The 23,990-nt window shown below is 48.6% G+C and carries 23 protein-coding genes; 18 read left to right on the top strand and 5 right to left on the bottom strand.

Features of this window, described 5'->3' with window-relative positions:
• Positions 1–4 precede the first annotated feature (4 nt).
• The 6 genes from EHO60_RS10140 (at position 5) to EHO60_RS10165 (ending at position 5,828) form a co-directional block, all read left to right on the top strand.
• Positions 5–604: a c-type cytochrome gene (locus tag EHO60_RS10140; protein ID WP_425460288.1), complete on the top strand. Its 600-nt coding sequence runs from the start codon at positions 5–7 to the stop codon at positions 602–604.
• On the top strand, positions 604–1,827 hold the full coding sequence (locus EHO60_RS10145) for a hypothetical protein (RefSeq protein ID WP_135768084.1): 1,224 nt from the start codon (positions 604–606) through the stop codon (positions 1,825–1,827). The genes EHO60_RS10140 and EHO60_RS10145 overlap by 1 nt, the downstream gene beginning before the upstream one ends.
• A 13-nt stretch (positions 1,828–1,840) precedes the next feature.
• Positions 1,841–2,323: an Lsa16 family lipoprotein adhesin gene (locus tag EHO60_RS10150; protein ID WP_135768085.1), complete on the top strand. Its 483-nt coding sequence runs from the start codon at positions 1,841–1,843 to the stop codon at positions 2,321–2,323.
• A 193-nt stretch (positions 2,324–2,516) separates the two neighbouring features.
• On the top strand, positions 2,517–3,323 hold the full coding sequence (locus EHO60_RS10155) for an Lp29 family lipoprotein (RefSeq protein ID WP_135768086.1): 807 nt from the start codon (positions 2,517–2,519) through the stop codon (positions 3,321–3,323).
• A 130-nt stretch (positions 3,324–3,453) separates the two neighbouring features.
• The gene (locus EHO60_RS10160) at positions 3,454–4,380 is read left to right on the top strand and encodes a hypothetical protein (protein ID WP_135768087.1); all 927 of its coding nucleotides are present in this window, start codon (positions 3,454–3,456) and stop codon (positions 4,378–4,380) included.
• Between the two features lie 131 nt (positions 4,381–4,511).
• Entirely contained in the window at positions 4,512–5,828 is a 1,317-nt protein-coding gene (locus EHO60_RS10165; protein ID WP_135768088.1) for a phospholipase C/P1 nuclease family protein, read from the top strand.
• A 21-nt stretch (positions 5,829–5,849) separates the two neighbouring features.
• On the opposite strand, the gene EHO60_RS10170 is transcribed toward EHO60_RS10165, so the two are convergent.
• The 5 genes from EHO60_RS10170 to EHO60_RS10190 all read right to left on the bottom strand — a co-directional run bounded on the left by EHO60_RS10170 (position 5,850) and on the right by EHO60_RS10190 (position 10,593).
• Complete coding sequence (locus tag EHO60_RS10170; protein ID WP_135768089.1) at positions 5,850–8,150, bottom strand: DNA polymerase domain-containing protein; 2,301 nt, start codon at positions 8,148–8,150, stop codon at positions 5,850–5,852.
• A complete protein-coding gene (locus tag EHO60_RS10175) occupies positions 8,140–8,415 on the bottom strand; it encodes a DUF8156 family protein (RefSeq protein ID WP_135768090.1) in 276 nt (91 codons plus the stop codon). The genes EHO60_RS10170 and EHO60_RS10175 overlap by 11 nt, the downstream gene beginning before the upstream one ends.
• Positions 8,408–9,064 carry a hypothetical protein gene (locus EHO60_RS10180; RefSeq protein WP_135768091.1) on the bottom strand — a complete coding sequence of 219 codons (657 nt, stop codon included), beginning with the start codon at positions 9,062–9,064 and terminating at the stop codon, positions 8,408–8,410. Before EHO60_RS10180 ends, EHO60_RS10175 begins: the two co-directional genes overlap by 8 nt.
• 173 nt (positions 9,065–9,237) lie before the next feature.
• Complete coding sequence (locus EHO60_RS10185; protein WP_135768092.1) at positions 9,238–9,789, bottom strand: TetR/AcrR family transcriptional regulator; 552 nt, start codon at positions 9,787–9,789, stop codon at positions 9,238–9,240.
• 3 nt (positions 9,790–9,792) lie between these two features.
• Positions 9,793–10,593, bottom strand: coding sequence for an aldolase/citrate lyase family protein (locus EHO60_RS10190; protein WP_135768093.1), 801 nt, complete (start codon positions 10,591–10,593; stop codon positions 9,793–9,795).
• An 86-nt stretch (positions 10,594–10,679) separates the two neighbouring features.
• On the opposite strand from EHO60_RS10190, the gene lepB reads away from it, so the two are divergent.
• The 12 genes from lepB to EHO60_RS10255 all read left to right on the top strand — a co-directional run bounded on the left by lepB (position 10,680) and on the right by EHO60_RS10255 (position 23,983).
• Entirely contained in the window at positions 10,680–11,660 is a 981-nt protein-coding gene (lepB, locus tag EHO60_RS10195) for a signal peptidase I (RefSeq protein WP_135768094.1), read from the top strand.
• 1 nt (position 11,661) lies between these two features.
• Complete coding sequence (locus tag EHO60_RS10200) at positions 11,662–11,895, top strand: AtpZ/AtpI family protein (RefSeq protein WP_167880203.1); 234 nt, start codon at positions 11,662–11,664, stop codon at positions 11,893–11,895.
• A 475-nt stretch (positions 11,896–12,370) separates the two neighbouring features.
• A complete protein-coding gene (gene atpB / locus EHO60_RS10210) occupies positions 12,371–13,435 on the top strand; it encodes a F0F1 ATP synthase subunit A (protein ID WP_135768096.1) in 1,065 nt (354 codons plus the stop codon).
• 42 nt (positions 13,436–13,477) lie between these two features.
• A complete protein-coding gene (atpE, locus tag EHO60_RS10215) occupies positions 13,478–13,771 on the top strand; it encodes an ATP synthase F0 subunit C (RefSeq protein ID WP_135768097.1) in 294 nt (97 codons plus the stop codon).
• A gap of 2 nt (positions 13,772–13,773) precedes the next feature.
• Positions 13,774–14,298 carry a F0F1 ATP synthase subunit B gene (locus tag EHO60_RS10220; RefSeq protein ID WP_135768098.1) on the top strand — a complete coding sequence of 175 codons (525 nt, stop codon included), beginning with the start codon at positions 13,774–13,776 and terminating at the stop codon, positions 14,296–14,298.
• A gap of 1 nt (position 14,299) precedes the next feature.
• A complete protein-coding gene (atpH, locus tag EHO60_RS10225; RefSeq protein WP_135768099.1) occupies positions 14,300–14,860 on the top strand; it encodes an ATP synthase F1 subunit delta in 561 nt (186 codons plus the stop codon).
• A complete protein-coding gene (gene atpA, locus EHO60_RS10230; RefSeq protein ID WP_135768100.1) occupies positions 14,850–16,364 on the top strand; it encodes a F0F1 ATP synthase subunit alpha in 1,515 nt (504 codons plus the stop codon). The genes atpH and atpA overlap by 11 nt, the downstream gene beginning before the upstream one ends.
• Before the next feature lie 13 nt (positions 16,365–16,377).
• On the top strand, positions 16,378–17,238 hold the full coding sequence (gene atpG / locus EHO60_RS10235) for an ATP synthase F1 subunit gamma (RefSeq protein ID WP_135768101.1): 861 nt from the start codon (positions 16,378–16,380) through the stop codon (positions 17,236–17,238).
• A gap of 27 nt (positions 17,239–17,265) precedes the next feature.
• Positions 17,266–18,669: a F0F1 ATP synthase subunit beta gene (gene atpD, locus EHO60_RS10240; RefSeq protein WP_135768102.1), complete on the top strand. Its 1,404-nt coding sequence runs from the start codon at positions 17,266–17,268 to the stop codon at positions 18,667–18,669.
• Entirely contained in the window at positions 18,669–19,052 is a 384-nt protein-coding gene (gene atpC / locus EHO60_RS10245; RefSeq protein ID WP_135768103.1) for an ATP synthase F1 subunit epsilon, read from the top strand. The genes atpD and atpC overlap by 1 nt, the downstream gene beginning before the upstream one ends.
• A 180-nt stretch (positions 19,053–19,232) precedes the next feature.
• Positions 19,233–21,818 carry a hypothetical protein gene (locus tag EHO60_RS10250; protein WP_135768104.1) on the top strand — a complete coding sequence of 862 codons (2,586 nt, stop codon included), beginning with the start codon at positions 19,233–19,235 and terminating at the stop codon, positions 21,816–21,818.
• A gap of 5 nt (positions 21,819–21,823) precedes the next feature.
• Positions 21,824–23,983 carry a GAF domain-containing protein gene (locus EHO60_RS10255; RefSeq protein WP_135768105.1) on the top strand — a complete coding sequence of 720 codons (2,160 nt, stop codon included), beginning with the start codon at positions 21,824–21,826 and terminating at the stop codon, positions 23,981–23,983.
• Positions 23,984–23,990: the final 7 nt, after the last annotated feature.

Genomic DNA, 23,990 nt, shown 5'->3' on the forward strand with positions numbered 1-23,990 from the left:
TTTGATTTCCCTGAAAAAGTTTTTCATCCTTTCTTTCGCAGTGCTCCTAATTTGGAACTGCGAATCTAAGACTCCTCCCATGGAATACATGCCCGATATGGCGGATTCCGTAGCACGGGAAGCGCAGGAAGAGGATTCCTTTTTTGCAAACCGCTCCGCGGTTCGTCTTCCTCCGAAAGGCGCGGTTCCGGTAGGATATTATCCGTACGAATACAGAGGATTGGATATTTCCGTGATTCCGAACAAAGGATTAGCGAATCCGTTCAAAGCGGATTTCGCCAACCTGAAACGCGGCGAAGACAAATACCAAACCTACTGTAGCCCTTGTCACGGAGTCCGTGGAGCCGGAAACGGTTTCGTAGTCGGGCCGAGTCCTAGATTGAACGCGGGACAAGGAGACGGTAGCCGTATGGCAGCCCTGATCTCCGCTTCCGCAAAGGCTTACTCCGACGGACAGATCTATCACGCAATGACGGAAGGAAAAGGACGCATGAACAGCTACGCTTCCCAAATCGCTCCCGAAGACCGTTGGAAGATCGTCCTGTACATCCGTAAGCTCCAGGATTACGACAATAAGACCAATAAGGAAACGGCTAAGAAATAATGGACGTTAAGGTAGAACAAAACCTCATCAACTATAAGCTGGATTCCAAAACCAGGACCGCTCTGATCGGAATGATCGTCGTCGGTCTCGTCAGTCTGGCGATCGCGGCATTCGGATTGGGACACGAGAATCTTCGTCACGAAGGCGGACATTCCAATCCCGCCTGGTCCGCGTATCTGGTCGGAACCTTCTTCATTTTAGGAATTTCCATTTCCGGGATCTTTTTTACGGCTCTAGGTCATATCACCGGAGCTCACTGGCCGGTAACTCTCCGTAGAATTACGGAAGGTTACGGGACATTCCTTCCCGTAGTCGGAGTTCTTTTCCTCATCCTGATCGCAGGCGCTCATGATCTGTACGAATGGACTCATGAGGAAGCCGTGGCTCACGATCATCTTTTGCAACACAAGAAACCGTTATTGAATATAGGACTCTTCAGCGGAATCCTCGTCTTTTTGGCGACGGCTTGGTCCACATTCGGATATCTTTTCTACAAAAGATCCGTCACCCAAGACAAAGATAAGGACGTAAAACATACCAAGTTCAATGCGAGACTCTCGGGCGGGTTCCTGGTTTTCTTTGCGCTTTCCTTCTCTCTGGTTTCTTTCGAGGTGATCATGTCCTTGACTCCTCACTGGTTCTCCACCATGTTCGGGGTCTATTGTTTCGCGGCTGCATATCAGGCGGGTCTTTCCTCCTTCGTCGTGGCGGCGTACTTCCTGAAAAAGAAAGGCTTTTTGGGAAATCTGGTAAACGAAAATCATATCCACGACTTGGGTAAGTTCATGCTCGGCTTCACCGTATTCTGGGCTTATGTGGGCTTCTCCCAATTCATGCTGATTTGGTACGCGAATATTCCGGAGGAAACCTTCTTCTTCGAGCAACGTTTGACCGGAGGTTGGGAATATTTGACTCTCGCCATTCCTGCGATCAAGTTCGCCGTTCCCTTCTTTCTCCTATTGAATCGCCCGAACAAACGGGACATCGACTTCCTTGTCAAGGTAGCACTTTGGATCCTGTTTACCCAAGCCACCGAAATTTTCTGGCTGGTATATCCGGCAAACTTCGTGGATTTCTCCCTGGGCGGTTATATCGTAAGTTTGGGAACCGTGATCGGAATGGTCGGCCTCTTCGGGTTGGTTCTTTTGAAACGTTTGGAAAAAGCTCCGCTGATTCCCGTCGGAGATCCGAGGCTGGAAGAATGCCTCCATCACCACCAATAGAGGAAAAGGATCTATGAAAAAAGCAGTCATCAATATCGCGATCCTAGGAACCTTGGCTCTTTCAGTGGGCGCTTGTTCCAACACGGCCCAAGTCGTAGGCAATTTGAATTGCCCGACTTTGGAAAAAGGACTCTCGCCGAGCGTAGGAATTCTTTCCGACGAAAAACAGAATCCGACGATCGTGGGAACTCTGCCGGTCGGAACCGTGGTTAGAGTGTACGATTATAGAAACCATGCGATTCATCCTAGACCTTTGGTTCGGATCAAGACCGAAAAGACGGAAGGGTGGGTGAGTCCTACCTGTCTGGTGGTGAACCAGAATCCGGAACTTTCCGTCTTTAAATGGGGATACCGTAAGGATTATAAGTATTTTTACGAACCGGAAGATTTGGATCATTATCCGAAAGGATACGAATACGAGGAATACAAGCATCTTCCTAAGGAAAAAATTCCTTTGGCGGAATTGGCTCCGGAATTGAAGGAAAAGAAAAACTAAGGTTTGGATGGCAGCGGCCGATTTTGCCGCAAGATCTTTTATCCGTTTCAAGTATTTCCAAAACCGCCCTGCCGGACGGATCGTTCGGTGGGGCTTTTTTTATTTCGAGCAGGCGCAAAGGATTTTCGTTTTCCGTTTTCTGGTAGCCGGATCCCGGGAATTCCTGTTAGATTAGTTCCGGTCCCGACAATCCATGTTGAAAAAGCTTTTACTCTTCCTCCTTGCGGTTCCGGTTTTTTCCTGTGCCTCCAGGTATTTCGTAGCCGGACCGAAAACCGCTCCGGAGATTCCCAAGGTAAGTAAGAACGTACGGGTCGCTTATTTGGGCTTTCACGTTTTCCGCGTTTCTTCCTTGCGAAATCCGGATGGAACGGTCTCTTTCGAGGTATTACAGATTCCGGAAAAACGCACCCTGAAGAATCCTTCCTTAGGAAGTTTTCCCGAGTTAGTCTGGGCTAAAGCTCCGGAGAACAGGAAGGACGTCCCCCAAGAAAGGGTTCAGTCCTTCGCTAAATTCTATCTCTCTAAGACGGGGGCTTCGGGAGTCAAAGAGCTGGAAAAATTTTTGGAAATCTCTAAGGACAAAGAAACCTATCGTTTTTCTATGAGAAGTCTTCCGTTCGATTATTACGTTGTCGGAATAAACACTCCGTTAGAAGGTTCCGGCAGAATCTTCCGGAATATGGTGACCATATTCTCCAATCTCTTTAGCGTAGTTACGATCGGAATTCTCCCCGCATACGAGTCTTTCGAGGCCTCGACGACGGTGAGGATTTACGATGGAAATCTGAATCTATTAAAGGAATTCGTCTACGATACGGATTATACGGTACTCAGGGCGCTCTGGATCTCTGCCAATCCTCCGGAATGCAAGATCGGAAACTTGGATTGCCTCGGAATGTCCGGTCCCACGATTCGTCCGAATCCTTCCATCGTATTCGAAGGATCGAGCCCGTTGATCAATCGAGACATTGCGGAAACTTTGGGATCCCTCAAATAGAATTCTTTCCGTTTTTTGAGGATGTTTTTTCTGTCTGATCTTTGCGGAGCAGGGGACCTTTTTCCCTCTGTGTTCGCGTTTTAGATCGAATGGTCTTGCCAAATTTCGAGACGGATTTAACTTTTAAAAAATGAGATTCATCCGTAGAATTCTTTCCATATTTCTAATGCTCTCTTTCTCTGCATCTTTGGCGGCCCAATCTTTATGGGATAATCTGAATTCTATGGTTCCGGACGGAAGCGGTTTTATCTACAGTTTCGATCCGAATAAGAAGACGGCGGCCTTTGACAAGACCATGTTCTTCCTTTCCGACTACTTGTATAGGGATTTGTTTTATATCACGGATCTGGATCGTAGGATCGAAGACGAATACAAGTTCAAAATCGTTTCCGCAGTGTTGCACAATCTGACCGAAGATAATCCGCAGGTCCTGATCTTTAAGAATTATCTCGAAGGAAAATCCCTGAATGTCGCGATCCGTTTAGTGACGAACAAGGAAAATCCTTCCGAAAGGGCCATACTTTTCATGACGAACCTCATGCAGGGAGGTAAGTTGGCGGCGAATTCCGCCCAATTGGACGAGTCCTTCGGCAGAATTTTCGTTCTGACTCCGATCGGTAAGTTGGTTCAACTGAACGATTTCGCGGATAAGAGAAAGGACGAAAAGTTGGATCGGAACCAGAAGGCCGACGCTTATCTGTTCGACGAAAAGCCGGAGAACGATTCCGAAATCCTACCTTTATTGACGGAGCATTTAAAGGAGGAAAAAGATCCTTACCGGTTCTTCGTCGGAAATGTGACAATGGCACAATATTATCTTTCTGTAAATCGATTCGAGGAAGCTCGGTCCTGGATCCAGAAAGCGGAAACTCTCAGGCTAAAGACGGAAGGAGCGGACGTGAGTTGGGATGTTCCGCTACGATTAGTGACCTTCAACTACAACTATTTGAACTCTTACGAACCTAATTTGAAGAGAATCTCCTCCGAGGGAAAAGCGGACTCGGGAGATTCCAAAACCGATCCTAAGACAAAGAAAAAGCAAAAGAAAACGGACTGATCGGAGACTCTCGCGCGGAGCCAATGCTCCCATAACGGAACTTCTTAACGAAAGATGTTCGTTTTCCCCTGCGAAGCGACTCTCGCAGTAAACCTACTTGCCTAAATCAGGCACTTCGTAAGTTTGGGGAGATGCGTTTTGCCTCTCTTCTACTTCTCCCGAATTTACTTTTCCTATTTTTCTCTCCTCCTTTGTCCGCCTGGGGGTCGCATTATCTGATTATCGATCGCGTTTTAGAACATCCTTCCGCTGCGTTCGCCGGTCGGGAGGTCGAGGCCGAGGAACTGGAGGATTTCGTTTCGAAGGAAGCGGGGGGACTCAAGGAAGTTTTTGACGGATATTATCGCTGGTTGGAGGCGAAAGGAGCAAAGCGTTTTCAGCCCCAAATTCTGGATCCGAACGCCGCAAAGAAGAGACCGTTGCAGGAATTTCTGAAAGCGGCTAGATTGCGTCCCGCACATAGATTTTATTCCGTGAGACGTCTTCTCCCGAAAGAAACCGCCAAATTCGGATTCGTCGATCGGTTCAAGGTGTATCCGTATTTGGAAAAGCGGGAAATGGATCGTTATTTTTTCGAAAACGTAAAAGGGAGAAAGATCAGTGTTCGTTCGATTTTGACGACGTACGTGGACGAACCGGATTGGGGAATGGACCACGAACTTTGGAGTGTACCGGAATACGGGTATGGAATCCAACCTTTCGGGAATCCGACAGGAGAAAGTAGTAAGGCCCCCTTCCATATGCTTTTTCGACACGAGAATTTTTTCGTCAAAACTTTTGCGCCGGAGATGTCCGCCGGAAGTATGTTACCGGAACGGGTGGAATTGTTCCGGAGGCTTTCAGAATTTGCGGGAAAAACCGGTCATCCGTTTTGGGAATACAGATTCGCGGCTTGGGTATGCCATTATGTACAGGACATAGGACAACCTTATCATTCTAAGGCGGTTCCTTCCGCAGGATATTATTATTATTTAAAGTTTGCCTTGAATTCCGCGCAGAACCGAGCCAAAATCAAAAAGGAAACGACCCAAATCGTAGCGAACCGTCATTTTATCTACGAGGATTTTGTCGGGTACGGACTTTACAAATCCTACACGACGAAAGATCCGATTTTTGAAAATCTGAAAGCGTTTCTGAGTTCCGGGGATCCCTTTTTGACCGGAGTAAATTCCGTGGACGATCTGTTATCGAAAGAAGGGGAACTTGCCGCCGAACATTCTTCTCGGATCGATTCCACCATCGTCAAAGTGTTCGGGAAAAAACGGACCACGGATCCGACGTACGATCTGGAACGGGATCCCGAATACGAAATTTCCGGAGTGATCCGCGGGATCGATTCTGAAAAAGGGGACGAACTTGCTAGGGAAACCGGAAGGGACTTTCGGATCACGGCTCAATCCACTCGAACGGTTTTGATGTTGATCGGAGTGTACGGGAAAAAGAAGTGAATACGGAGTTCCGCATCCGCTTTAGAACGGAAGCATTCCTTGGTCGTCGGTCAAGGAATCGAAATGATCGAAAGAGGCGAACTCGGACCACACTTCCTTGAATGCGGAAACCAATAATTTTCTGTAGAAATTCCGATCGTAAAAGGGTTTTTTATCGGACAATTGCAATTCCTCTTCGGGTATGTATCTCAGTCCTTTTGTCTTTGAGGATTGGTTCGCAACCAAATATCTGATTTTTTCTCCGGCTTGAACTTCTATGCCCAGATCCCTCAGTTTGTGCATGGATAGGGAAGTCGCCCCGTCCACCTCGTACTCGTCCAATTCCTTGGTCGTGGATTTTTTTAACAGTAGGACTTTCCAATCCACCTTGCCTTTTCTCAACAAAAGGTCGTATCTATCATAAATAGATAATATTTCGTTTTCCGAACTCTTTAGGTCGGAGATCGAGATTTTAGTCCGCATCCATTCCAACATCTCCGATTGGGCCTCGCGGATGAAAACCGGGAGATCTTTTCTTCTGGCTCCTATTCCTCTGAATTTCAGATTTCCGGATAGGAATCTTCCCATATAGCGGTTTGCTACCGGCATGAGAGGATCTTGGGAGGAAGGAGGAAATACCAACCACGTATAAATTCCGTCCACCTCTATCTTTATGCGGGTACGTTCGGTGATTTCTTTGCAAAGTTCCTCCAGTTCACCGGAGGAAAACGGAGAAGAATCCTCTTTTCGTATGAATATGCTGTCGGTGATCGCGTGTAGGAACACATAATCCCTTTCTTCCGTGACTTCTTTGGCTGCCAATAGCTTTTCTCTCGCGAACGCGTTGACGCTTTCGTGACTTTCCAAGCGTCCGAATTTCGCATTCCGATATCCGAGATACCCGAAGGAAGTGACTAACATCCATTTCAAGCTGGATTGTTTGGAGTCCAATACGTTTCTTATTTCCGGATCGGATTCCTCCGCTACTCTTTGTTTGTAATAAGCTCTTCTGTCTAGAACATCCTGAAGCGCTTCGGAAACGATTCCGAAACGCTTGTTGCAGATTTTATAACCTATGCCCGGGACGACATCGGCGTTCGGATCCGATTCGCAGCAGGGGCAATTGACGCATTCCGGAGAGATATTATGGTTTACCATGATTCTCGGATACATCTGTGCAAAATCCAATTGGGCTACGTTCTCCGCGGTTTTTCCCAAGGATATATTCGGTTGGAATACCAGACCTCCTTTGTCCGCTTCCAGGAGTTGTATGGCGGTTTTAGGAGCTTCCACTGCGCTTTTTTGCCAGGGAACCAGATAGCCTCTTCGAAGAGCCACATCCGTTTCTATATAAGTCAATGCTTTGCCCGTGGAGGCTCGCGCCATTCTTTGAATAGGGAGTCGGGAGAGTCTGGCTAATTCCACGATTCCGGGAAGATAAGCCTCCTTGTATACGAAGCTGTTTGCGGAGTCTATATGCCATCTTCCGAATAAAGGATAGGAAGGCGCCCGAAAGACTATGTTTCCGTACGTGAAGTAACTCGTCCCTTTGGTGGTGATGTGTCTCCGTATCGGAGCGGTTTTGTCCCGATCGAAGCTCGGAAGGAAGCCTACCTTTTCCGAATAATAAAACAATTTCGGAAAGATGGTATGATCACCGTACATGGAAAAGATGATGTCTGGATCCTCTTTTCGTAGGACGGAATCTATCTCCAAGAGAAGATCCTTGGGTTTGTCCGTTTTTAATCTGTACGTGTTTTGATCCGTTTCCAGGATCAAAGGGTTGGATTGGAATCCGATTCTATGGCTTTTTTCCAGACGCATGTAGAGCTGTCGGAAAGAAGGGATTTTGTATTCCAGATCGGAGACGGAAGAAAGGCATTTGATTTTTCGGATCTTTCTCCCTTCTTCCGTAGGTGTATAAGCCAGTTTTAATTCGCATAACGGGAAGAGACCTTTGTGAAACATATAGCTGGTAGGTACGTCTATATCCGAATGATAGATATCGAATCTTCCGTAAAGCGCGTAGAGTTTCTTGGTGATTTTGGACAATACGGAAGGTTTCGAGATCGTCAGTTTGAGGACGTCCGTAAAGCTGTTTTCGTAAAACAATTTCCGTTTTTCGAACTTGGGATGATCTCCTAATGCGTCCAGTTCGTGGAGTCTCCGGACTAATTTTCCTAGGATCGAAACCGCTCCCTTGGCGTAGATCACGGGCTGGTACGAATCGAAAAATAACAGCGAGTTTCCGGAATCCGTTTTTACCCAAAGATAAATCTTGTCTTCCGTATGGTAGACGTCGAATAAATAGCCTTTGGCGAAGCCTAGGGACTTAAGAGGCATCTCCTTCTTTCCTTGAGGCGAGTTTGTGCAACTCGTACTTCAACGAACTGATTTCCTTTTTTAGGTCTATGATCATGGTGAGAAGCATGGAATCGATAGGATAGGGGGCGGAAGCCATAACCCCCGCCTGCACCTGCATCTTTGCCGTTCGGATCAATTCGTCGAAGATCATTTGGTCCGGCTTACGAAGTCCTCTACGGAATTCATTGAGACTGGACTCCACCTGTTGCATCTGTCTGGAATAGGGGATTACCGTTCTACCCATATCGAATCTCTCCCGGGTCGTCGTTTAAGGGCGCGCTCAGAGTCTTTTGGGGTGAGATGGCTCCTTTTCTGATTTTCATATAGGAATGTCCGCTTTCGACTCTGAGTTCCCATAAATCGTCGGCAGTATCTACGAGCTTGGGAAAAAAACGCTGGAAGGTGGGGTGAGAATATCCGAGGGACTCCACGATCAGCACCGGGAATTCTTCCCGTCGCAGGACTTCCAAAACGGAATGCATTTTATCCAGGAGAAAGCGGCCTTCTTCTTCCTGAACGTCCCCGTCGAAGAATTGTTTGCAAGGCGCTAATAAAAAATACACTGTGTCTTCCTCTCTCCGTTTCAGGATCGCTTGTAAGGAGTCCAAAATCTGGTAGGGAGTAAAAGCTCTTTGGATCCATATGCTCTGCAGAAGTTCCTCCGGTCGTACATTGGCGCTTCTCGTTTCTGCGGTGATTACGAAAGGATTGAATCGGATGGCACAATCCAGATTGAATACTTTGAATCCCGAAATCGCGAACGCGTATTCCCAACGCAGCGCCAGGCGATAGATTCCTTCCCGGCCCGTAAGCATTCCTATGCCTTTTTGGTTCCAGCCTAAAATCGGACGATAGAGTTCGTCCAATTGTCCATGGAGCATATCTACCTGCATGTATACTATATATAAGACGGGTGAATAAAAGTAAAGTAAAAGTTCCGTCCGACGCTTTCCGAAGGCCGGCGATTTTATGTCCCTAGAGAGGCAGAAATACGATTCGTCAAACTTTGAACAAAAGCGTCGGGGCGAAATGCATTCCGAAACGGGACGCTTTTTTCCGCTTCAATTCAGGTATTTTCCAAAGCGTAGATCAGGTACGCCCGAAAATCCTCTAAGCTGAATTCCTTTTTGTTCGTAAGGTAATTGATCATGTATCCGATCGTCGAAGAGGATAGGTTTTTGACTTCGAATTCCGAGTAGTTCGGTTTTACCGCTAAGATCACTTTCTTGGCGTTTTCGTAAAAGATCAAATTCACCAAATGTATGTTCCGTCTCTTCAATCTATGTATCTTAGGCTGAAGCATAAGATTCCAATACAGACGCAGATAATCCTCGTTTTCCTTAACCAACTTTATGATTTGGCCGGCTAAGAACTCGATCAATTCCCTACGATCGTCGGGGGAGGTCAGATGTTCCGGTAGATACTTCTTTAGAATTTTATCATGCGCCTGTATGATACCTTCGAGAATGGATTCTTTGGAATCGAAGTAGCGATATGCCAAGCCCAGAGACAGACCCGACTTCTGGGCGACCTGTCTCATCGTGGTTCCGTGATATCCTTGTTCGGAAAATAACCTAAGGGAGGTCCGTAATATGAGATCCCTAGTATCTTTGGCCATCTTTTATCGGATCGAATAGAGAACCTTGCGAGATCCGATTCTTTCCCGATTCGTTTCCATTCTGTTCTTATAAGCGAAGGCCTTATCCGGCTTTAAGATGGCAAGTAGGTCGTAGAGTTCGATCTCGAATAGGAGCATCGCCTCGGCGACTTCCTCGCTTTTGTTCGCGGATTTTTTTGCGTCCACACAAACGTGTCTGGAATTGATCTTGTCCGGGCCGATCTCCTCCGCGATTTTTCGGAAATTCTGCTTCGTGATGGTTCCTCCGACGGAGGTCTTTTTGCCCCTATCCTTACAGATGGATATGATGGTCTTGGTCACTTTCATGACCTCCTCATCGTCGGGAATGAGTCCCATGGAGGCGGAAAGGTCGGAACGCGCCGCAGTGATTTGGTCCAGTTCCTCGAAAGATTTGGAATCCGCGATTTCCAAAAGGTTTTTGTAACCGGTGACGGTTTCCAGATTGATGGATTTAAATACCTTGCGATAGGCCACAGGGGGGAGCATGCTCTTAAGAGTGGAGATGAAATTCTTGAGAGCGTAAGCCGATTCGATCATAGGGGCCGAAATCCCTTCGATCTCCTCCTTCGCGAGCATCCGGATATCCGTTCTCGCTTCCGGACCTCCGATTTTGACAGTTACCGGGACAATGTCCTTCGCGACCAGATGTAGAACCCGGATTTCCTCCGCGTCCATATCTTCCGTTTCCGTTCCGCCTTTTAGGCCGACGATCGGGATACCCGCCGACATGGATACCAAGGTACGGCGAAGTTCGATGATTTTGCGGTCAATCTGCTCTTTCACGTTTTTAGTATCGTCGTTTTTCTGAAAAGCGTAAGGATTTTTGGTCCTTGATTGACGGGAAATCCCAATCTCCTTTCAATAGACCTATGAGCGAGCCCCAGGGCATTCCATCTAAAAAAAGTCTCCTTTCCGCGATATTCCAGGACGAATCGGTATCCTCCACGTTTTCCTTTGTCGCCATCGTAGTGCTGGTTTTGGCTTTTAAATCTTCGGTACTGGACGCGAATAATATCCCTTCCGGTTCCATGATTCCGACCCTAAAGATCGGGGATTTTCTATTTGTAAATAAAATGCGTTATTCCTTCCGTATGCCATTTACCGAAAAGGAACTATTCCGGTACGACGACCCTAAGCGAGGAGACATAGTGACGTTTATTCCTCCCGAGAGGGCAATGACGGAACCAGGGGATGCGAGGGACGGGCTTTTTCCAAAAAGATACGTGAAGAGGGTCATCGGGCTCCCGGGGGATACGATCCGGATCACTCTCACGAACGTCCACCGGGACGGGCATTATTCCACGTATTCCGCAATCGACTATAAGGAAAAGGGCCAAGCGGAATTTAAAAAGTACAATTACAAAGAGATCTCTCCCGGCGAATTGCTGTACGATCTGGACAATACCCGGGCTCTGAGTGCTTTTCTGTACAAGGAAGAAAAGCCCGGATTCGAACACTATGTTCTGGAAGGAAGCGATTCCCTGTATTACCACGGATCCGATTGTTACAAACAGACAGGATGTACGATTCCGGAAGGGCATTATATGATGGAAGGGGACAATCGACCCGATTCTTCTGATTCCAGATATTGGGGTTTCGTTCCTAGGGAAGATGTGCTCGGTAAGGCCGCGATGATTTACTTTTCCGTAAACTGGAGGGACTCCGTCTGCCAATATAAGAGCGGAAAAGAATTGGCGGAAAAAGGCCCCCAACAAGCGGAACAATACGAGGGACTGGAACTCAGGAATAAATGTGGAGACCCTTCCGCAAATTGGCTACTACGTACGATTCTGTATCGGATTCCTAGAATGGAAATCCGCTGGTCCAGGATTGGAACGATTCTACGGTAAAATGATGCAAGGATCCGAGCCGAAAAAACCGAAAGAAGCCTCCCCCTGGGAACTCGCCGGCTTGGGGATGGAATTTTGTTTTATCATCGTCGGTTCGGTTTTTATCGGAAATTATCTGGATAGCAAGTTCGGGATTTCTCCCCTGGGAATCTTAGGTGGCTCCGCGATCGGGTTTACCTACGGGATTTATTACATTCTGTACCGGGTTTCAAAGCACGAAAAGGGCGAAAAATAAGAGGATATGCGGGAGGAAGGGAGGTTAGACCCTAAAAGATACTTCCTTGGATTCGTTGGATTGCTCTTGCTGATAGCTGGGGAATTTTGGTTCGGACCAAAACTGAATGTTTCCGTTTGGAAGGGGGTCGCAGTCTCTCTGGTTCTCTCTTTTGCCTCATACTCGATCCGTTTTTTTCTATTGAGTAGGAATTTTTCGAATGCAGTCTCCGCTCAACTAGGAACGAACGTTCTATTTTTTTTCATTCAGATGGCCTGTTTGCTGGCATTCTTATCTAGGGGGGAAGGGGAAGGTTTCGTAATCGGTTTTTTTATTGCTCATTTCGCAAACTTATTAATATTGGTATTCGCAAGGTGAAGGAACGAGCGCCGTTTAGATGCGATTCGGCCGACCCGAGCGGAACGTTAGAACTTTCCGGGCATCTTCCCGGACCCCGATTCCTGAAAGGGAAACGATCGCTTCTTTTTTAAAACGTATGTTGAAACGAATCTTAGCCGCCATCTTACTCTTTTCTGCCCTACCTATGTTCGCCTCCGAGGGAGCAACGGAAGGGTTCGATCTGAACGAGGTTCTCGTTCATCACCTGATGGACCATGCCGAGTTTCCGCTGAATATCGGCGGGCATAAGGTGTATGAGGATCAGGAAGGTTTTCAGTCTTCCAACGACAACATATTCTTTGACCACCATAACAACAAACGGTTCCATTTTATAGGCGGATTCGATTTGCATATCACTCGCCGAGTGACCATGATGTGGATCGTTGCTATTCTTCTTTTTGTAATCTTCATTCCCGCTGCCAGGATCATTGCGAGAAATCCTCTCAAGGTCCAGGGACGTTTTGCGAATGCGGTAGAGACCTTCCTCGGCTTCTTAAAAAAGGATGTCGTGGATGCGAACATGGACGGTCACGGACATGGTTACTATCATTATATCTTTTCCCTTTTCTTCTTCATCCTTTTCTGTAATCTTTTAGGCCTCCTTCCTCCGGTGGGAGAAGTCGTGCAAGTCGGTTCGGAAATCGTTCAGCATTATGTGAACGAGGACTCGGTTGCGGAGGCTGCGGAAGAAACCGCTGCTGCCGTTAGCCATCACGAACCGATCTGGCTCGCGAAAGTCTGGAACGGAATCACCGTGACGGGAGATGTTTCCGTAACGATGACTCTGGCCTTAATGACCATGGCGCTGATCTATGCCGCGGGTTTCATTTACCAGGGCCCCAAATTCGTGATTCATTCCGTTCCGAACGGAGTGCCTTGGCCGCTTTATTTCCTAATGTGGCCGCTGGAGTTCATCGTTTCCCCTGCGGCAAAAACCTTCGCATTGACGGTGCGTCTTTTGGCGAACATGACCGCCGGGCACGTCATCATCCTGGCTTTGATGGGATTCATCTTCCAGTTCAAGGCTTGGGGAATCATTCCGGTCTCCATGTTAGGAGCCGGTGTGATCTACGTTCTGGAATTGTTCGTCGCCTTTTTGCAGGCGTACGTTTTTGCGCTTTTGACCTCGCTCTTCGTAGGCTTAAGCATGCATAGGCACTAATTTATAATCATATTGTGAGTTCAAACAGGAGATAGTAGCAAAATGGAATTCGGACTAGGATACATCGGAGTAGGAATCGCAGCTGGAATCGCAATCCTTGGCGCAGGTTTGGGAATCGGAAGGATCGGAGGATCCGCAGCAGAAGGTATCAGCCGTCAACCGGAAGCCAGCGGTAAAATCCAAACCGCGATGATCATTTCCGCGGCTCTGATCGAAGGTGCGGCGTTGTTCGCGCTTGTGATCGCATTCCTCGCGGCCGGAACCCTGAACGACGCAGTAAAAGCAGGCGTTGAAAAGGCAAAAACCGCAGTTTCCGCACCCGCCGAAGGTAAATAATCTTGTTTCTCTTAGCAGCTAAAGGGCTGAACGGTCTTCTCGACGTAAATCCGGGTCTAGTTGTTTGGACCCTGGTTACTTTCGGGATCGTGATCCTAGTCCTGAAGAAATTCGCCTGGGATGTGATTCTCAAAGCCCTGGATGAACGGGCCGAGACCATTCAAAACGATATTCGTAAGGCTGCAGACGTCCGCTCCGAGGCGGAGGCGCTTCTCAAAGACTACGAGACGAAAATTGCCGGAGCACGCGACCAAGCGAACGGAATCGTCGCAGAAGCTAAAACGGACGCCACAAGCGTTCGGAATAAGATGCTGGAAGACGCCTCTAAAGAAGTGAAGCAAATGAAAGACGGTGCCATTAAGGATATAGAATTGGCGAAGTCCAAGGCTTTGGCGGAACTTCAGGAGCAGATCGTAGGCATGACCGTGCAGGTAGCAGGTCTGGTGCTGGAAAAACAGCTCAAGTCGGACGATTATAAATCCTTTATCGAAAACGAGCTGGTCAAGATCAAGAAACTGAGCGCTTAAAATGAGCTATTCCGCGATCCCAAAAACATACGCCGCGGCGTTTGCCGGGGCAAGTTCCTCCCTGGAAGAGGCGGAGCAGGAACTCGATTCCGTACTCCAAATCCTGAATTTAGAACCCCAGTTCGGCGATTTTTTTGAAACGCCTTCCGTCGCGAGAGAAGACAAGGAAAAGGTCCTGGCCAAAACCTTTCAAGGGAAGGTTTCGGAAATCACTTTAAATTTCCTGCAAGTATTACTTGCGAGAGGGAGATTTTCCTTTCTGCCCGAAATCCATGAGGCATTTAAAGAGGAATTGGATCGGAAAGCGGGACGCATTCGCGCCAAAGTGAATAGTTATCCCGCTTTGGACGATTCGCAATTGGCGAAATTGCGGGATCTTCTGAAGGAAAAATTCAAGTCGGATTTCATCTTGGAAGCTAAGGAGGACCCGAGCCTTATCGGTGGTTTTGTGGTCCGTTTCCATGATCTGGCGATCGATTCATCCATGAAAAGCCAGCTTAAAAAAGTAAGGCAAGCCTTGCTGGAAAGAAAACTACCGGTCGGAGTTATGTATGAAAATTAAAACGGACGAAATTGCGTCGGTTCTTAAACAAGAAATCTTAAATTACAAAAAAGATCTAGGCGTCGAGGAAGTCGGAACCGTTCTGGAAGTAGGGGACGGGATCGCGAGAGTCTTCGGTTTGAAAAACGTCATGGCGGGAGAACTCGTAGAATTCCAAAACGGAGTCCGCGGGCAGGCCTTCAACTTGGAAGACAATTCCGTCGGTGTGATCATTTACGGAGATTATAAGAATATCCAAGAAGGATATACCGTAAAGCGCACGAACAAGATTCTGGAAGTTCCCGTAGGCCCCGAATTGCTGGGTCGCGTAGTGAATCCTCTTGGCGAGGCTCTGGACGGAAAAGGCCCGATTCAAACAAAACTGACTCGCCCCGTGGAAAGTTCGGCGCCGGGAATCTCCATGAGACAACCCGTGGAAGAGCCGATGCAAACCGGAATCAAGAGTATAGACGCTATGATTCCGATCGGTCGCGGACAGAGGGAGTTGATCATCGGAGACCGCGGAACGGGAAAAACCTCCATCGCACTCGATACCATCATCAACCAAAAAGGTTCCGGCGTGATTTGCGTATACGTCGCGATCGGTCAAAAAGCCTCTACTGTCGCAACGACGGTGGAAAAGCTGAAGGCTTTCGGAGCTATGGATTACACGATCGTAGTTTCCGCTACCGCCGCGGATCCTGCTCCGATGCAGTACATCGCTCCTTATTCCGGTTGCTCCTTTGCGGAATACTTTATGTATAACGAAAAGAAGGCGACCTTGGTCGTTTATGACGACCTTTCCAAACAGGCGGTCGCATACCGACAAATGTCGTTACTGCTACGTCGTCCTCCGGGCCGTGAAGCGTATCCTGGAGACGTATTCTATCTTCACTCTCGTCTGTTGGAAAGAGCCGCAAAGCTGGATGAAAAATACGGCGCAGGTTCCTTAACCGCTCTTCCGATCATCGAGACTCAGGAAGGCGAAGTTTCCGCATACATCCCCACGAACGTGATTTCGATCACGGACGGACAGATTTATCTTCAGTCCAACTTGTTCGCTTCAGGCGTTCGTCCTGCAGTGGATGTCGGGATTTCGGTTTCTCGGGTCGGTTCCGCCGCTCAAATCAAAGCGATGAAACAAGTTGCGGGAAAAATGAAATTGGAATTGGCCCAGTTCCGCGAACTCGAGGCGTTTGCTCAGTTGGGAACGGAGTTGGATCCGATCACTCAATCCCAGTTGGATCGCGGATATCGTATCGTGGAAGTGCTGAAACAACCGGTCTCGAACCCGTACCCCGTGGAAGAACAGGTCGTGGAGATCTTCGCGGTGACCCGTGGGCATATGGACAAGATTCCCGTTCCAAAAGCTCGCGAATTCGGAATCCATTTGTTGAACACCATCCGCGGGCAACATCCGGAAGTCTTAAACGCGATTCGTACGGAAAAGAAAATTTCCGACGAAGGCAAATTGGGCGAAGTCGTATCTAAAATCGCTGGCGATTTTGTCAGAAACCTGAAGTAATCGGGAGAGGATCTTGGCTACACAAAGGGAAATAAAAAAACGGATCGTATCCGTTAAGAATACCCGGAAAATCACTCGGACAATGGAAATGGTGGCCACCGCCAAATCCAAAAAACTGAGCGATCGGGTAAACGCTTCCCATCCCTTTTCCAATAAGATTAAGGAGATGGTTGGATCTCTTGCTTCCCTTTCCGAAGTGGTCAAGAGTCCTTACTTGCGTAAACCTCAGGCGATCCGTTCCGTTGCACTTTTGGTGATCACGGCGAATCGGGGTCTTTGCGGCGGATACAATTCGAACGCGAACCGTCTGGCAAAAAACCGGATTGGAGAATTAAGAAAAGCGGGCTCCCAAGTCCGTTTGTTCGTAGTCGGCAAAAAAGGAGTGTCTTACTTCAAATTTGCCGGAGAGAAGATCGAAAAAACCTATACGCATATCAACGACAAATCCGGATACAAAGAAGCGGAAGAATTCGCCGAATTCTTTTTGAATCTTTTTGCAAAAGAGGAAGTCGACGCTGTGGAGATCGTTTCGACGGTGTATCATTCTTCCTCTTCGCAAAGAGCGGAAGTCACGAAAATTCTTCCTTTCGAAGCATCAGGCAAGGGAACGGTAGGGGACAGCGTGATCTACGAGCCCAGTCCGGAAAGCATCTTGGAATCACTACTTCCCTTGGTCGTTAAGACTGCTTTTTTGAAAGCGATTTTGGAAGCGAACTGCTCGGAGCAGATCGCACAGAGGATCGCGATGAAGTCCGCCACCGACGCGGCTTCGGAAATGATCAAGGTATTGACCCGAGGATACAACCGTGTTCGTCAGGCAAAGATCACTCAGGAAATCTCGGAAATCGTCGCAGGGGCGGATTCGCTAAACTAGTTTTTATTGGAATTGGAGTTACTTGGAATGAGCAAAGGTAAAATCAAACAAATCATCGGATCGGTTCTGGACATAGAATTCGAATCCGGACATCTTCCCGAAATTTTTAACGCACTCGAAATTCAGTCCTCCGCCGGAGGAAAAAAAGAAAAGATCGTGGCCGAAGTGCAGCAGCACGTAGGTGGCGCGACGGTCCGTGCGATCGCGCTTTCTTCCACCGACGGATTGATCCGCGGACAAGAAGTGGTCGATACCGGAGCTCCGATTTCGGTTCCGGTAGGGGACGTGACTCTGGGAAGGATTTTTAACGTTCTCGGAGACGCGATCGATGAGGGAACTCCGGTTCAGGTAAAGGAAAGAAAACCGATCCACCGTTCCGCTCCGGGATACGAGGATCTTTCTTCTCGCACGGAAGTTTTCGAAACCGGGATCAAAGTGATCGACCTTCTCGCTCCTTATATCAAGGGAGGAAAGACCGGACTCTTCGGAGGAGCCGGGGTTGGAAAAACGGTTTTGATCCAAGAATTGATCAATAACATCGCGAAACAACACGGAGGATTTTCCGTGTTTGCCGGGGTAGGCGAAAGAACCCGAGAAGGGAACGACCTCTGGCGCGAGATGAAGGAATCCGGCGTTATCGATAAGACCGTTCTTTGCTACGGTCAGATGAACGAGCCCCCGGGCGCTCGTCTTCGTGTCGCTTTATCGGCTCTTACTATGGCCGAGCATTTCCGGGATTCCATCGGAACGGACGTGCTTCTCTTCGTGGATAATATTTTCCGCTTTTCCCAAGCAGGTTCCGAAGTATCCGCTCTTTTGGGAAGGATGCCTTCCGCAGTGGGATACCAACCGACCTTATCCACCGAAATGGGCGCTCTTCAGGAAAGGATCACGTCTACCCGTAAGGGATCCATCACTTCGGTTCAGGCGATTTACGTTCCTGCGGACGACTTGACCGACCCGGCTCCTGCGACCGCATTCGCTCACTTGGACGCAACCACGGTTCTTTCTCGTGCGATCTCGGATAAGGGAATTTATCCCGCAGTGGATCCGCTCGACTCCACTTCTCGCGTTATGAATGCGGAAGTTCTGGGCCAAGAGCATTATAGTGTCGCTCGGGAAGTGCAGAGGATTCTACAGCGTTACAAGGACCTCCAGGACATCATTGCGATTCTCGGAATGGATGAACTTTCGGAAGACGATAAGGTCCTCGTGGCTCGGGCCAGAAAAATCGAGAAATTCCTGTCTCAACCTTTCCACGTTGCGGAAGTCTTTACCGGATTTCCTGGTAAATATGTCAAATTGGCAGATACGGTTCGTTCTTTCAAAGAAGTGATTAGTGGAAATTATGACCATCTTCCGGAACAGGCCTTCTACATGGTCGGAACGATCGAAGACGCGATCGAGAAGTCCAAGAACCTGAGGGCATAATGGCTGGCTCCAAATTGACGGTTTCCGTGATTTCTCCGGAAAAAGTACTCTATAGCGGGGACGCAGATAGTCTGGTCGTCCCCGGAAACGAGGGCTTTTTCGGGGTTTTACCGGGACATACCTCTTTGGTTTCTCTTCTCGGGGTCGGGATCTTGGAAATCCGTCAAGGAAACAAGACGAAGATCGTGGTGATCGAGGGCGGGTTCTTCGAAATACGGGATAACAAGGTTACGATTTTAACGGACCACGGCGCCCTAAAGGAAGAGATCGACCTAGACTCGGCCAAGAAAGCGTTGGAAGACGCTGAAACTCTTCCCCTCTCACCGGAGAAAAATCTCCTCCTACAAAAGGCAAAAACCCGAATTTTAGCGGCTTCCCGCTAACTTTTGGGGTCCTCTCTTTCCGAAAATTAAGATAGAAATCTTCCTCCTTGATTGGGGAGGGGGAAAACGGAGCTCCATGCGGGAGCTTCGTCTTCGGTAAATGAAGAGTACGTTTTCGGATTGTTTTTCCCTGGAAATTCAGGGATCTTCCGGTATAAGAGAAGATAGTTTGTAGGAAGCATGGCGGACGAATTTAGGATGAGCGAAGGGGAAGATCTTCCGAAGGGAAACGGCGAGGAATTTGATCCGAATGAAATGAGTTTGGACGACATCGATTCTCTCCTGTCCACCGATGACCCTTCCGCCTTCGATTTTGATTCCATTCCGGTAACCGATTCTTCCGAGGAGGACGGTTTCGAGAAGAAATCCGACTTACTCGGAGGAGAAGATCATGACCCATTCGGAGATCTGGAATCTACGAGTGATTTTACCACCGAAGACCTAAGCATCAATCTGAACGAATTGGACGAAGAGGTCCACCTGGACGAGGATTTCGACTTCGAACTTTCCGATCCTCTCATAGACGCGGAAATCGATAGACTCTTGGACATAGATGAGGAAGAGGAAAGCGGATCCGTCCCAACCTCCGCTGCATCGAGTCCTTCCTGGAAAAGTTCTTCTTCTCCGGCGGAAACTCCGTCCGAAGAGTCGACCGAAGCATTTTCCGATCTCGGTTCCTTGGATTTGGGGGATTTTTCCCAGCCCGGAGAGGTTCCCGCTTCCGCCTTTCACTCCGAGGAGGAACCGTTCGACTCTGAGGATCACGAGACCGGATTCTCCGATCTGGAATTCGAAGACGAATCCCAAATTTCCCTTTCCGATGATGAATTACAAAATATTGATATAAGTTCCAATCTCGCGGATTTCGATATGAGCGAAGAGGAAGCGGGATCGCCGCATGCCGGGGAAGCTGCCGTCGAAGACGATTTTCTTTCCGATGACGAAGGACCGATCTCCCTCTCCGACAACGAATTGAACCATTTATTGGAGGAGGAATCTGCTCCTTCTTCCTCCGACCTATCTCTCGACGAACTCGAACACTTGTTGACCGAGGAGGAAAAAACTTCCGAATTCGATTTTGGATCCGAAGATCTCAAAGTCGAAGAGGAACCCGCAACGGAAGCGTCGGCGGATTTCCTCTCTTCGGACGCATCCGAGGAACCGATCGCTCTTTCCGATGATGAACTCGGAAATCTATTGTCCTCCGGCGAAGATCAGGGACCGGAAGCAATGTCTCTGGAAGATCTCGAAATTTCTGAGGAGCTGAAGCCGGAAGAACTTTCGGACTTCTCCTTCGATCCGGACGCCATCGATTTGCGGGAGAAGTCGGAACCGGCCCCTGTCGATTTCGATTTCGGAGCCGATCTGGACGAACCGGTACTCGGTCACGATTCGAATTCGCACGAAGAACCGATTTCTCTTCCCGTTAACGAATTCGGCGATTTTGACTCCGAAGTTGTTTCGGAGGAAAACGATCCCTTTGCGCCGAGGATGCTGGAGGAAGGAGAGGAAACGATTCCGCCTGCATCCGATTTTCTCTCTTCGGATGATTCCGAGGAACCGATCGCACTTTCCGACGACGAACTCGGAGATCTTCTCTCCTCGGGTGGGGAAGAAGGCGAGCTAGCGCCGCCGAAAGAAGAGTCGGAAGAAGAATTCCTCTCCGACTCCGACGCCGAAGAACCTATCGCACTCTCCGACGAGGAATTGGGCGACCTTCTCTCTTCCGGGGAGGAAGAAACTTCCGAAATCAAAACCCCTGAAACGGGATTCGACGATCTTGCCTTTGCCGACTTGGGACAGTTGGAAGGAGAGGAAACTTCCCCCTCCAAATCGGAGCTATTCTCGGAAGAAGAACCGGAGGAGCCGATCGCACTTTCCGACGATGAACTGGGAGATCTTCTTTCTTCGGGTGGAGAAGGAGAAGAAACTCCCGTTCCCGAAGAGTCCGATTTCTTTGCCGATGCGGAGGAACCGATTGCCTTGTCCGAAGACGAGCTGGGAAATCTTCTTTCCGAAGGCGAGGAAGAATCCGTCACGGATCGGGATGTTTCTCCGGAGGGAGAAGACACTCCGATTTCGATCCCTGTCGACGAACTGGAAGAGTTGGGGGAACCTCTTCCGGAGGTCCAGTCGGATTACGAAGTGGATTGGGACGGTCCGGTTGCGGATTTAAGCGACTTGTCTTCGGAGGAACACGCTGCGCCTTCCGACTGGGATTTGGGCGAAGAAGCGGAAGAGCCGATCACTCTCTCCGATGACGAATTAGGAAATCTATTGGCGGAAGAAGAGGGTGAACCTGCGGGACTCCCTGAGACCGGTGTTTCCGATCTGGAAGAATTGTTATCCGAACCTCCGCCTGCGTCCGATCTGGATGCTTTAGGAGGTTCCGGAGAAGAGGAACTGATTCCGGATTTCCCTTTCCCGGAGGAATCCATTCCCGCAGCGGAACTCAACGAACTCGTTCCGACGATAGAATCCTTCCCACCGGATCCGGATTTACTGATCGTTCTGGACGAGTTTGCGGACGAAGACGAACTTTCTCCGATCGAAGAAATCCGCCAAACCGCGGAACCCGAGGTCGCAGCCTCCTCTTCAGCACTTACGGAAGAAGGAGAGGTTCAGCCTACGCAGGAAGAAATGAAAAGGATCCTGCTTTATCTGGACGAATTGCTTGGAAATCTTCCCGACGATATGATCCGGGAATTTTCCAGATCCGACTATTTCGAACTTTATAAGAAATTAATGAAACAAATCGGCGTTTGACGGCTATGGGTCTTCTGGACAAAGTCAGTCGAATAATCCGTTCCGAATCGACTTCTTCTCCGGAAGCGCTGGCGTCAAGTCCCGTTTCCTCCACGGGAGAGGTCGCGGAAAAGCCTTCTCTTCTGAAAAAATCCATTGCGGCGAGAGCCAGGGGATTGCTTGCTAAGGCGAAGGAATTCGCCGGAAAGAAGGAAAAGGAAAAAGAGGAGTATCGTTCCGCCTTCGGAGATCCGGCCGAATTCGAACCTTCTCCGGCTTCCTCTTCGCAAGAGGAGGAATTCGCTTTCGATTCGCAATCTGCGTCCGACGATTTCGGACATTCCACCGAAGCGCCGGAGAACGCGGAACCGATCGAATCGAGCGAACCGGATTTCGGAGAAATCGATTTTCCGGAATCCGCTTTTGAGAATTTAGGGGAATCTTCGGAAGAAGTTCAGGAATCCCCTTTGGAGGACCTTCCTTCTTTCGAAGAGGAAGAGGAACATCTTGCATCGGAACCGATCTCGCAAGAACCGGCCGGCGAGACCCTTCCTCCTGCGGAGGAAATCGCCGATCCATTTTCCGACTGGCTCCAGGATGCCGAAAGCCAAGCCTCTAAGGAAGCGAATCGGCAGAATAGTCTGAGGCAGTCGGAAACGGAAAAAGCGGATTTCCTGTTCGACGACGATTCGGATCATTCCACCTCTCCGATGGATGTGCAGATCGCTTCGCGTAAGAAGTTGGAGAACTATCTGGCTTTATTCGAAATTTCTAAAGAAATTTCCGGCTCCCGGGATTTCGCCGATTTTTTCGAAAACTTATCCTATTCGATCCTGGGACAGGTCGGGGCGGAGGCGGTATATATCTTCTCCTCGACGAACGGCGACTTCGACGCACTCAGAGTTATGGAGGCCCAAGGAGGAGATGCCGATCCGAATTGGGTACTGGAATCAGGAGACGAGATATACCAAGCCGTTAAAAAGGCTCCTTCCGTAATTTATGCAAAAATGATGCTTAAAATGGGAGTTCCGAAAAAGGAGAAAGAGATTCTGGAAAAGACCTCTTCCGAGATTCTCGTCCCGATCCGTCATAACGAAGAATTCTACGGTATTATATCGCTTACCAAAACCGTCTCAGGAGAGGATTACACCATCGAGGATTTGGAGTTCCTAAAGATGGTGGGAGAGATCGCCGGATCCGTTTTCCGAAGGATTATGGACTCGGAAACGATCCATCAGGAAAACGATCATTTAAAGGAAATCTTAAAGAGCAACGAAAGGATATTGTCCACCGCGAGAGAGTTGACCAGCGTCAGGGATTTGGACGAAATCTACGACAGGCTCATCGATATATTAAGGAAAGAATTGGGTCTGCGTCGCTGGAGTTTTCTTTTATTGGATCGAGCGAATCGAAAAGAATATAAGGTTTTTGGAACCAATCTTCTTACTCCGGAAACCGTCGGAAAATTCAGATTGGCTTTGGACTCCAATCTGGTCGGGATCGTTGCGAATGTTTCCGGAGTATTCCGGATCGCGAATTTCAGAAAGAACCCGGAACTGTCGGCGCAATTAAGCAACGACGAATTGGGTCTGATGCGGGAATTCGATATCCTTCCGTTTTTAAACCTGAATTGGCTTGTAGGTATGTTGATCGTTCACGAGACGGAATTCCCGTGGACGGACCGCGATCGGGAGACCGCGGTCGGGATTGCGGAGACAACGGCGCCGATACTTTCCAATCTTCTAATGTTAGAGGAGAGAGACGCAGTTTTCAGGGATCCGTTCAGTCCGGTGGAATCCAAGATCACCGAAGCCATCGCGCGGGCCTCCAGAGTCGGAGCCCCCTTTAGTTTAACGATTTTTAAAGTTCAAAATCCTACCCGCGTGGTCAAAATGAAAGGCGCCGGTTATTTCGCTTATTATTGCGAAGAGCTTCGGAACGCGATTCAGGATAATTTAGGGGAAAGCGATTATTGCTATCGTGTAGGGCAGGGGAAATACGTCGTAGTTCTTGACGGAAAAGATAGGGAAGAGACCCAGATCGTAGTCCGTAAGATCAGAAATAAGATCGTTGAACTGGATCGGCAGAGCAAGGATTTTCAGACTTCGACCGCAAATCAGACCTTATGCTATCCGGCGGATACGAAAGAGAAAGAAAGATTGCTCGAGCTGATAGAAGAATCCTAAGTTTTCC

Origin of the sequence: Leptospira fletcheri (genome assembly GCF_004769195.1) — a bacterium.
In the GTDB taxonomy this organism is placed as follows: Bacteria; Spirochaetota; Leptospiria; order Leptospirales; family Leptospiraceae; genus Leptospira_B; species Leptospira_B fletcheri.